We start from the raw sequence: 11,578 nt of genomic DNA, 5'->3' as shown, positions 1-11,578 counted from the left end.
TATCAAGACCCCTTCAAGGGGTAGCCAAAGCGACAACGGCACTGGGCTTGAACGCAGTGAAAGCTAGCGTCTTTAGGCGCAGCCGGTAACAGGCCCTTACAGGGCCAGAGCAAACCACCCGCTATGCGGGTGGTTTTGATTTCATAACGGCCCGTAAAAATCAGGAGCCGTTATGGCAAAAGTCGATTTTTTGTATCGACAGCGAAACTACCTGCCTGACGAGGGGTTTGTTCGTTTGTCGCAAATTCTCCAAGTGCTGCCCATTGGCAAAACGAGCTGGTGGGAAGGCGTCAAAAAAGGGCGCTACCCCACCCCTGTGAAGTTAGGGCCGCGCACCACTGTTTGGCGTGTTGAAGATATTCGGGCGCTAATCAGCAATGTGGAAGGAGGGGACGCCGCATGACCTCCCCATATGTCCCTCTCGGCTCACAAAATAATCTTCCCCCATTGAAGGCGATCAGTATGGAGGAATTTCTTTTAAGCACCTTGCCCGAACGCGACTACCTGCTGCATCCGGTAATTCCTGAGCAGGGGATTGTCATGCTCGTTGCAAAGCGGGGGATAGGCAAGACCTTTACGGCGTTGCACATGTCCCTGTCTGTGGCTGGTGGGTTGTCCCTGTTCAACTGGCATGCTCCCAAGGCTCGGCGCGTTTTGTATGTGGATGGCGAAATGCCCGCCATCTCCATGCAAGAGCGCCTAGCGGCTTTGGCAACGGGCATGGCAGTACCGCCCCATGCGATGCAGAATTTTTCCATTATCACCCCCGACATTCAATCGCGGCCCATGCCGGACTTGGCAACAACCTACGGGCAGCAGGCTCTTGAACCATTTCTTGCTGGAGTCGATTTACTGGTTTTAGACAACCTCGCCACACTTTGCCGCACCGGCAAAGAAAATGAATCCCAATCATGGACGCCCATGCAGACCTGGCTATTGGATTTGCGGCGGCGGGGCATGGCAGTTTTGCTTGTGCATCACGCGGGCAAATCGGGCGATCAGCGCGGAACCTCGGCACGCGAAGACATAATGGACACGGTTATAAGCCTACGGAGGCCCACAACCTACAGCGTTGCCGAAGGTGCGCGGTTTGAAGTCCATTTGACCAAGGCGCGGGGAATTGTGGGCGAGGATGCAATGCCCTTTGAGGTGCATCTGCGCAGTGAAGGGAATCAGCTCATTTGGGATGTGAACGAGCTGGTCAATGTTCAGGCCGAGCAATTGAAGCAGCTCTTGGCAGAAGGCTTCTCCATTCGGGATTGCGCCGACGAAATGGGGGTGAGCAAATCTGTGGTTCATCGGCTCAAGAAGAAGCTGGAGGAGGGCGGCGATGCTAGTGTTGTTCGCTATTAATGCCGTGTCCCACCGTCCCACCCCTAAGGACAGGGACAGTGGGACAGCTTTGCAAAGTATCGCCTCCCCCGCGTCAGATGGCTTGAAGCAAGCCATGTTTTCGCTTCGCTCAAACGGCTTGCTCTGCGAGGCGTCAAAGCACATTGCCGCTTCACGGCAAAAGGAGCGCGCCTATGCTTGCTGAGTCGCGTAAACACGCCCCGCGAAAAAGTGGACGCCCAAAGGGCGACCCCATAAAGGTGCGCCACATGACAATCGGGGTGCGCGTTAATCCGGCAGAGTGGGAGGCACTTCAGCTTCGCGCGCGGCACATGGGCATGAGCCCTGCGCAGTGGTTGCGCACAGCCGCTTTGAGCAGGCGCATGCCGCTTCCCCCTGTGCCAGAGGTTAACCGCAAGGCCTACGGCGAGCTTGCGCGATTGGGCGTAAATCTTAACCAAATCGCCAAGGCAGCCAACGCGGGGCGAACAGTTGTTCCCTTCGGGCTGCTAAGGGAGCTGCTTAGCCAGATCATGTGCTTGCAAGCTTCGCTGATGGGGGTTGCTGGCAGTACGCCGCCAGTGGCAGGGGAAGTGCCTTGATTGCCAAGTGCATCAAGGGCAAAGGCTTTCGTGGGGCAGCAGCTTATGATTTGCAGCCCCACAAAAGCCTGTTGCTTGAAACCAATATGGCGGGGCGAACACCACGCGCCCTTGCTGCGGAATTTGGGGCCATTCGCGCTTTGAGGCCGAATCTGTCCAAGGCCGTTTGCCATGTGAGCCTGAGCCTTCACCCGGAAGAATCTCTGTCAGTTGAGCAGTGGTGTGAGGCCGCGCATTCGTGGCTTCAGGGCATGGGCTTTGTAAACAATCAATATGTCATTAGCCAACATACAGACGCCGCACACGCACACATTCATATTCTGGTGAACAGAATTGCGCTGGATGGAAAAGTGGTGAGTGACGCGCACGACTATAGGCGACAAGAAAAAATCATGCGGGAGCTGGAGCAACGGTTTTCTCTTCGGCAAGTGCGCTCAAGCCGGGAAACGTTGCGGGCAGCCCATACGAAAGGGGAGATTGAGCACGCCCTGCGTACTGGTGAGGCTTCCGCCCGTATGAACCTACAAAAAATAATTGATGCGGCCATTACGCAAAGGATTGCGTTGAATGCGTTTTGTCAGCAGTTGGCAGCCCAGGGCGTGACCGTGCGTTTAAATAAAGCTTCCACCGGGTTTGTTTCGGGGATCAGCTTTGCGCTTGGTGACGTGACGTTCAAGGGCAGCAAGCTCGGCAAAGGGTACACATGGGGCGCATTGCAACTTAGAGGATTACTCCATGAGCAAGATAGACGAATTGAAGAGCATGAGCAGGGCATCGGAAGCGACAACGCCACCAGCCCCGCCGAGCGAGATAGATCAGACAAGGATAGAGGCAAGCCTGGTGGTTCTGAGCTTGCAGGAGGAAGCACGAATCAAGAACTCGCAGGAGCTGATTCAGCTTTTACGAGAATTGCAGAGAAGTACCTCTCAGGCCGCGCGGGAGATCGGAACCGCAGCTCACCAAGTAAGGGATTATCCCGTTGAGGTTTTGAATCAGCACCGGGCGCGTATGGAGCAATGCTTGGCAAAGTGCGAGGCGGCGGCAATCGCATCAAAGGAATATTTTGATAAATCGCGTGCAGTAATGGATGGTTACGGCAAGGAATTGCGGGGTGATACGTGGTGGTTGGCAAGTGTAACTTCTGGATGCACAGCGATTGCTTTCATGCTTCTGTTCTTGTTTCTCCGCTGGCTAGGTCATTGATTATTGCCGTAGGGATTTAGGCGATCATCTCAGCAGGTTAATAAATATAGGCTGCTATGCGTAACCGCATGGCAGCCTTCTTTCGCGCTGTGAAAATCAGATACTAAACCGGATATTTTTTCTGGCGTTTCCTTTATGAGCAGTTCTCAGGCTGCTTGCGGAATTTCCCATTTGTCACTCAGACGGCCTCCTCCTGCACATTTGAGCACCTTACTTCTTCATCTCGGCCAAAGCCGCGTCCACCTGCTGTATAATTTCGCACACGGTCCGCGCGTCCACATCCACAGTTGCGGCGGCCGCCAGAAAATCCTTTTCGGTTATATCCTTGCCCTTGTTGTTGACCATGCAGGTCTGTTCCCCGTTAATACCCTCTGACGGCGTAAGGTCATAAACCGGGGCCATGCGCCACTGGTTTTCCTTGTTCAGCAGAAAGGAAAAGTTTTTGGAATGGTCGTCCCTGTTGCCGGAGCGCACGTTGAACACCATGAGCCGTACCATTTTAAGCACTTCTCGTATGTCTTTGGTGAGCAGCAGCGTCAGGCGCAGCAGGCTTTCATAGGTGAGCGAGGGTTCGCGGTGCGATGCGTGCAGCAGGCCGCAGGCGGTGTGCACATGCACCTTTTGGCCTTGCACCCTGTCAAAGCGTTGGACGCCGAAATATCCCGGTGAGGTTGCCGACGGAAACAGGTGCGTTTTCGGCATATCCAGCCCGGCTTCTCTGGCCGCCAGGGAATATGCGTATTCTGTCAGCCCGGTGTTTGGCGGTTCGTGCGCGGAGCGAAATTTGATGATCCAGGGGGTTCCTTGGGGTTCCCCCGCCCCCTGCGGCACAATGCGGTAATCATCGGCAACGTTCACCAGAATTTTGGGTCTGGCCCCTGCGGATGAGCCGTTGAGCTGAATAAGCTTGTCCAGTTGCCCCGCATCCACAGGCGCATCGCGCAGAATCCGCAGCGAATCCTCTGCCAGAGCATCCAGTTCCGCCACAGAAACGGCTTCTTCTGCCTGTTCCGCCGCCGGGGTGTACTCCAGCGCGCCCATGCCGTGGGCACCCACCATGGCAAGGCGCTGCAAGGGCAGGCAGGCATGGAGCGTTGAGCCTTTTTTTCGTAATGCCCTGTCCAGCAAAAGCAGCCCCCAGCCATCGGGCAGGCTGTCGTTGAACACGCCGAACAGGCCGTCAAAGGTGCGCTTGGGGTCTTCCTTGACCTCTGGGCTGAGCGGAAGCCTGAACGGCGAAATGTTGATGCCCGAATCAAGAAATTCTGGCGCGTACTGAAACAGAATGGTGTTGCTGTGTGCGGCGAGCTTTCCCACATGGCGCCGTATGCCGTATGCATGCAGATGCACGTCAAGATTCATGGCGTTTTCTCCCTGCCCGCTTGCGGGGTGCTGGGGATTGCGGCTTGAACAGGTTTTCTGTGCGCGGCGGGTTGAACAATCCGGAAAAGGCTTCAAGATCGTTAAGAATCAGGGCGATAGCCAGCAGGGACGCGAGCGAGATTTCCCCTGTTGTTTCAAAGCGCTTCACGGAGCCAAGGGAAACGCCGCTACGGGCCGCCAAATCCTTTTGACTCATGTTGAGCGCAAGCCGTTTAGCCTGCGCCTTGGCGGCGATGCCGTGCCGGATTTCCTGCGGAGTTTTTAAAATATCGTCTAACATAATAGCTCTTAACTTTATTTTTTAGTATAATAGCTAAAATATGAGATGATAGCAATTGGTTAATGGGGGAGAGGTGAACTCGCGCTCTAACGTCAACACCAGCCCTGCCGAGCGAAATCGGGGCAGCATCTCACCAAGAAAAGGAATAACCCGTTGAGGTTTTGAATCAGCGCCGGGCGTGTATGGAGCCGTGCCGGGAAACGGCGAGGAAGGCGTAAACACTGTCTTTCCTTGTTTAGTAATATTGACAGCAAGCCCAAGCGCACGGATATGGAACGGATTGTTCCTTATAGCGCGTTGCAGCGGGCAAGAGCTACGATATAATATTTTGTTCAGAGAATAGAGGGGGGCCTAAGGTCGCCCTCTATCATTTCGGCAAACCAGTTTAATCCAATTGGGTACAAGCTCTTCAAAGGCCATACGGTAACGAATTGCGCTATGCGGAACCTTACCTTATGCTATAACAAAAGTGTCCGCATTTGGCGTGCCTCATATTTTTGCATGTGACTTTAACTACTATATAAAACTATGCCCCAATCACCAGAATTAGCCGGAGGAGAAGGATTTACCTATGAAGGTAATGTGGCAGCTTTTTATCTTGCTGCCCTTCTCGCCGAAGCATATGCGCCCGGGATAGAAGATAGAATTGTATGTCGTGTTTCGGTTCAACAGCGTGACTTCGGCGAACCACTTGATGACGTCATTGTTGACTTTAAAGATACGACAGAAAATGAAGCACGCCTTAGCTTGCAAATTAAGCGTTCGCTCACTGTCAGCAATGCTGAGTCAAATAATGATTTTCGGGATATTATTCGCGACAGTTGGGCAACTTTCAAAAAAAATGATTTTCGGTTTGGCATTGATCGTTACGGTCCAGCTGTTGGCACAATTTCCTCCGCTAAAGAACGTGCCCTCAAAACTCTTTGCGATTGGGCACGAGAAAGCCTCACTACTGAACATTTTAATGCCCGTTTTGCGCCAAAGGGGAGTGCCAGTGAGGAAATACGTGATGTTAAAGATGCTATCCTCTCCTTGCTAGAAAAAATAAATGGTACACCATGTGCAGATGACGAAGCCCACCACTTTCTTGCCCACTTGGTGCTTATTCAGTTCGACTTCCTTCGTGAAGGCAACACGGATTCTCCGGAAGCTATTAATCGTATAAGGGAATGTTTAGCCCCAAACGAGGGATGCAAAGCTCCCCTTGTATGGGGGAAAATGATTCAGTGGGCACGCGAGTCTGCTGGGAAATCTGGCCAATTTAACCGTATCCGGCTTGTAAAGGACGTATCGCACCTCGTGCAACTACGTGGAGCCCCCTCAATCGTTTCTGACTTAAACAAGTTAACTGAACTAGCTAGAAGCTATGTGAGTCTTATCCCTGATGATATTAGTGGGATTAATATTGAAAGAAGTGCGCTGCTTGATGACTATAATACTAAACTATCAGCAGCACGCTTGCTCCAGATTCGAGGCCTCCCCGGAAGTGGTAAATCCGTCATAATGCGGCAGGCTGTGGAGCGCTCGCTTGAACATGGTCCGACGATCTTCATCAAAGCAGAGCAGCTCGAAGGAACAAGTTGGATTAGCTACGCGATATCACATGGGCTATCAAACATACCTCTCGAGCGACTTCTTGTAGAAGTCGGCGCAGCTGGCACCAATATCCTTTTTATAGATGCGATAGATCGGGTAGAAAGAAAGCATCAACCGATCATTCTTGATTTATTCAACACTATCGCAAAATCCCCTTTATTGAGTGACTGGCGTATCGTGGTGTCACTCAGAGACTCTGGTGTCGAAATCCTTCGCAACTGGTTGGGAGCTTTTATTGACACGTTGAGGGTTAAGACTCTTCAGGTAGAGATATTTGACGATCAAGAATCGGAAATATTGGCAAATAAAAAACCGCAGTTACGTTCGCTTCTGTTTGGCACAGATCAGGTGCGAAATATTGTTAGAAGGCCCTTTTTTGCAAAAATTCTTAACGAAGGGTACCTAGCCGACCCTAGCGATTCAACATTTGCTCCCCAATCAGAGATAGACTTAATTGAAAACTGGTGGCGACGAGGTGGCTACAACGAAATCGGACAAAACGTTGCAGAACGGCAGCGCACCTTGCTTGAATTGGCAAAAGTTCGCGTCAGCAATCTCAGCCAGCCAATTTTTCTTAGCAGGCTATCGACGATCAACCACTTAGACGCACTAAGAGTAGACGGCATACTTCAAGATGCTCGTGAGGGCATATCTGTTCGTTTTACACATGACATTTTTTTTGAGTGGGCCTTTTTTTATGTTCTCACAGAGGCTAGCCCTCAGTGGATGGATATAATCAAAAACTGCGGAGAACCTCCAGCCGTTGCACGTGTTGTAGAACTAATTTCTCAATGGGAATATACTAGGGGGAACGATTGGGGGGCCTGTCTAGAAAAATTGAAGTGTGCTGAGTTAAGATCTCAATGGTTACGAGCTTGGCTACTGGGTCCTCTTGGAACCTCGGAGTTTGATGCTTCAGATGCTCTGTTTGCATCAACAACTTTCATTGATGATTTTTATTTATTCAAAAAAGTACTTGTGTGGTTTCAGGCTGAAAAGACGATACCAAACTCTAACGTCATGTCTGGAATCGTGCCAAACGCTAATTTGATTCGGATGGCTTATCTTTTTGCATGGCCATCAGACTTAACAACATGGCGCCGCCTTATCGCCTTTATCATTAGGCGAATTCAAGAAATTCCCCAGCGCCTCTATCCAGAGATAATTTCCATTTTTGAGGTTTGGCAACATGCCCTTTCTGGTTATAAAAATCCGACTTCTCATGCTATCTTGAAACAATGCTCTATATGGCTTTCTTCAGTAGAAGATGAGCGCGAGATATTTCGAGATTATTCTAAGCAATCAAAATATTGGAATGATATAAGAGAGTTGTCATCATTTCATGAATCTTTGGTTAGGTTGATTTTACTTTCAGTGAGGAGTGAGCCTGAATTCGTCTCAGAGTATTTACAACGAGTCACAAATCAAAGCCGAATTGAAGAAAAAAGTTTTCACAACATCATAGCCTATTCAGGCATTCTTTCTCAAACATTATCCAAGCAGCTTGTAGATATTTCACTCGCATTCCTGCTAAAGGAGTTGCCCGAAGAGCGAATTTCTCGAGATATTCTGAAGCAGAAAGCCAAGTATGAGAGGCGTAAATCTCTTCTTGCAAAACCCGAAGCTGAGCGCACGGAACGAGAACAATTAGAGTTGTCGAGTCCTTCTCTCCTCTCTGGCATCAGTCTCGACTCGCATGATTGGGATAAACTGTCTCTTGATGACCACAGATTTTTTCCTTCATCTCCTATTCGCGAACCTTTTCATTCGCTTTTTCAAGCAGCACCGAAAGAGGGCTTACGGCTGGTTAGAGAATTATGTAATCATGCAATTACAGCATGGAGGCAACTGCATCGTTGCTTATACAAAGGCCGTAGCACCCCAATTCCACTCGAGATAAAATTCCCTTGGGGGACACAAAAATTTTGGGGTAACGATCGAGAGTATCTTTGGTGCAGGTCCGTATGGCCCCCACATATCCTCGGCTGCGCTTTAATGGCCTTAGAAGAATGGTGTTGCGCTGAGCTTGAACGTGGAGTCCCTGTAGATGAACTCATTAAGACTGTCGTTGAAGAGAATGAATGCGTTGCTATCTTGGGTGTCGCGGCAATGATTGCGCTCCAGACTAAAACCGTATCAGAAGCTGTATTTCCGCTTATCAGTTCACAGCGTTTGCTGGATATGGATAAAAAACGATGGGTACGTGACTGCTTACCGTCATCAAGTTTGATTGGATTTACGAAAACCTCTGATAAGCCCCATGCTGAAGCAGTTGAAAAGCTTAATGGCAAGGAAGTTCGCCGAAAAACTCTAAGCTGGATGATTCCACGGTTCATTTTTTTCTCTAACCCAGATTACGACCAAAAAACCAGAGATTCCATCCTCGGCTTTCAAAATGAATTGCCATTTGAATATGAAGAACATCGGGATAATACTGAAATTAATGCGCAGCTTACAGCACAAGCTATTGAATACGCAGAGCTAGTGGATCGGAATAACTACCACGCTCAGCGAGTTGATGGAGCACCAGACCAAATCGCAATCGTTCATGTCAGTCCGACAAAATCTGCGCCAGAAAGTATGGCTAAGGCTGAAGAGGCATCTAAGCGGTTGGAGGAGAGCAGCCTATACATGTGGGCAGAAAAATCTTTAAAGAAAAGCTCCCTTGATGAAACATATACTGTTGAGAAGGCTATTGCCTCGGCCTGCGAGATAATTGCTAACGGACTGTTTAGGGCCCCCCAAAGTGCAGACGAAGACATCCTAATGGGAATGACTAGGGGATCTGTGGCAGCGACCGCAGCCATAGTTCTCAATTTTCGAAAAGGGCGTTCTCCCGAGGAACTTGATTGGGCTCGCGATGTGTTGCAACAAGTGGCACGATTTGTTGAGCAGCCGTTTAGCTCGCTACTGTCTAAATCTTCTGTCGTTCCATGGCACCATTCAATATTCCTCGCGCATGGGCTTGCCGCTGAACTGCGCGAAGGGACTGAAAGTGAAACGACTGCGCAAGCGCTTCTAGAGTTACTGATACATCCTCAAGAAATAGTGTCTCTAGCTGCTTTTGATGAATTGTGTAAATTATGGGATAAAAATCCTAAGCTGACTTGGCTAGGGATTTATTTGGTTTTTTCGTTGTGTTGTAGGGAGATGCGCCCATATGATGAAGAGTTTTCCCCTTCAGAATGCGCTGATCCCGTATTAAAAAAGACAATCGAATTATTATATAATAATGAAGAGGATTGGCCTGCGCTTCCTGCGCTTCCTGATGCCTGGGTCAAGGTTCTTTCTGAAAAGAACCCGAAAATACTCCGGCGAAAAATCAATCAAAAATTGCACCAGCATTACGACATGTTCGACGTCGGCGATGACCCCGCTGATGACTGGACGGAACCCGACATCCGGTGGAATCATTACCGTGCTAAAAAATTTCTTGAGCACATTCCTTATGGCGAAATTCTGAAAAGCCAAGCAGGAGCCTCTCTCGTTGACTTTTTGAGTGACCTTTTGGATTGGACGATACAAAAAAATTCTCCACCTTGGGAGACGGAAAAATTTAAACCCCGCCCTGCGGCTGAGTTCTATGAATGGACTCATGCTTTAGGACGGGTGCTAGGATCAGCATCTGGTGCAATATCATTTGATATTTTGCGATCACGGCTGTTAGATCCGATTTTAAAAATTGAAGGAGAGGCTTGCTGGTCTCTGTTAGCTCCATTTGTGGATATATATATTCGTAAATATGTGTATGATGCACCAATTATACACGCAGATGCAAAGGTTGTTCTTGAGCTTTGCCTTGAGCATATGCTCTGCGACAAAGTATTTCAGAATGGATATTCTGACGGAAGAATTTGGGACTATGACTTGCCGGATCTCGCGCGTTCGCTGATGTTTATCTCGGTTGAGTATGCAGGACTTGCAGCCCGCTATGTCAATGGAGACTGGTCAGGGATAAACTTTATTTTGCCGATAGTTGATCGCTTTATTCGAGTTGCCGGATGGTCCGGCTCGGTAATGTCCATGTTTTTGACCCTCTGCGAACGCTCTAAAGCCAATTACCCTGCTGAAGCATTTGCAGATCAACTTATTTCGGTCATTTCAAATGCCTCAAACGGGTTAGTGCAATGGCACGACGTTCTTGCTCCGGCCCGGATCGCGGAACTTGTGCACTATATGGCACATAGAGATTCGCCAATGCCATTGACTCTCGCGCAAAAGTTTCTGCGAATACTTGATTGGCTAGTTGATATGGGTGACAGGAGAAGCGCAGCCCTTCAACTGAGTGAATCGTTTCGGGATGTCCGTGTACCTTGCGCATCATGACTGATTGCTCACTGGAGGCTCAGCCGAGAGTTCACCCAATAGCGGTCCGGCAGGGGCATACCTATTCGTGCGAGCGCTACGAATAATGGATATGAAACCGGACACAAATTTATCATTTCATTTTTATTTTAAAACATATCGGATAGTTATAGGTGTAGTTGAATCCCACCCTCACTCGTACAACAAATGGACTCGGGCATGAACATATACGATATCGCCATGATGCCCTTAGAAGCCTGGGTCCTGCGGGATATGCGTTCAGCAATAATCCCCCGCGCATATGGCGATGTGCTTGAAGCAGGTATAGGGACTGGAGCCAACCTCCGATATTATAATCCTGCAAAAATACGAAGCCTGACCGGGTTGGATCGCCAGTGTGCCCCCGAACTTGAAAGTCGGGTCCGGAAAAATTTTACGTTTTATCGTGGCAGTGTTGAGAACATGCCTTTTGCAGGAGGGCAGTTTGACACCGTGGTCGCCACGCTGCTTTTTTGCACTGCGGATATTGAAAAAGGCATGAGCGAAATACAGCGGGTGCTCAAGCCGGGCGGCCTGTTCATTTTTATAGAACATGTGCGGCCCAAAGGATCGTGGGCCGGATCATTTGCTGACTTTGCCAACAGCTCGTGGACACTCATTGCCGATGGATGCAACCTTAACCGCCGTACAGACGAGATTTTGAAAGAATGCAGCTTTTCTGATCTCACTATTATGGAGCGTGGTGTTTTTCGCTACGGCACGGCAAAGAAGCCCTAATTCGCCAATACGAATCATTTTGCCAGTTTCCACGTCATGCTCATTGTGGCCTGTTGCATAAAAAAGCAAGGGGCGACTGCCGTATCGCCCTTCCCTATGT

Annotated in this window: 8 protein-coding genes; 6 read left to right on the top strand and 2 right to left on the bottom strand. The window is 49.6% G+C overall.

Annotated features, from left to right (window positions below; all coding sequences use genetic code 11):
• Positions 1–172: 172 nt before the first annotated feature.
• The 4 genes from VEZ52_RS12185 to VEZ52_RS12175 all read left to right on the top strand — a co-directional run bounded on the left by VEZ52_RS12185 (position 173) and on the right by VEZ52_RS12175 (position 2,917).
• Entirely contained in the window at positions 173–403 is a 231-nt protein-coding gene (locus VEZ52_RS12185) for a helix-turn-helix transcriptional regulator (protein WP_233483315.1), read from the top strand.
• A gap of 59 nt (positions 404–462) precedes the next feature.
• A complete protein-coding gene (locus VEZ52_RS12180; RefSeq protein ID WP_324837055.1) occupies positions 463–1,353 on the top strand; it encodes an AAA family ATPase in 891 nt (296 codons plus the stop codon).
• 173 nt (positions 1,354–1,526) lie between these two features.
• Positions 1,527–1,934, top strand: a complete 408-nt coding sequence (locus VEZ52_RS14600; RefSeq protein ID WP_349255770.1) for a plasmid mobilization protein — start codon at positions 1,527–1,529, stop codon at positions 1,932–1,934.
• Positions 1,931–2,917: a relaxase/mobilization nuclease domain-containing protein gene (locus VEZ52_RS12175; protein ID WP_324837054.1), complete on the top strand. Its 987-nt coding sequence runs from the start codon at positions 1,931–1,933 to the stop codon at positions 2,915–2,917. The genes VEZ52_RS14600 and VEZ52_RS12175 overlap by 4 nt, the downstream gene beginning before the upstream one ends.
• Before the next feature lie 430 nt (positions 2,918–3,347).
• Here the strand turns inward: VEZ52_RS12175 and VEZ52_RS12170 are convergent, their stop codons facing one another.
• The gene (locus VEZ52_RS12170; protein ID WP_324837053.1) at positions 3,348–4,499 is read right to left on the bottom strand and encodes a type II toxin-antitoxin system HipA family toxin; all 1,152 of its coding nucleotides are present in this window, start codon (positions 4,497–4,499) and stop codon (positions 3,348–3,350) included.
• Entirely contained in the window at positions 4,489–4,800 is a 312-nt protein-coding gene (locus tag VEZ52_RS12165) for a helix-turn-helix transcriptional regulator (protein WP_324837052.1), read from the bottom strand. Before VEZ52_RS12165 ends, VEZ52_RS12170 begins: the two co-directional genes overlap by 11 nt.
• 528 nt (positions 4,801–5,328) lie before the next feature.
• Here VEZ52_RS12165 and VEZ52_RS12160 point away from each other — a divergent pair.
• Positions 5,329–10,722 (top strand): hypothetical protein, encoded by a 5,394-nt coding sequence (locus tag VEZ52_RS12160; protein WP_324837051.1) that lies wholly within the window; start codon positions 5,329–5,331, stop codon positions 10,720–10,722.
• Between the two features lie 198 nt (positions 10,723–10,920).
• The gene (locus VEZ52_RS12155) at positions 10,921–11,478 is read left to right on the top strand and encodes a class I SAM-dependent methyltransferase (protein WP_324837050.1); all 558 of its coding nucleotides are present in this window, start codon (positions 10,921–10,923) and stop codon (positions 11,476–11,478) included.
• The last annotated feature ends 100 nt before the right edge of the window (positions 11,479–11,578 follow it).

The sequence above is a fragment of the Desulfovibrio sp. genome (genome assembly GCF_035644575.1).
In the GTDB taxonomy this organism is placed as follows: domain Bacteria; phylum Desulfobacterota; class Desulfovibrionia; order Desulfovibrionales; family Desulfovibrionaceae; genus Desulfovibrio.
This window is presented reverse-complemented; position numbering and strand designations above follow the sequence as displayed.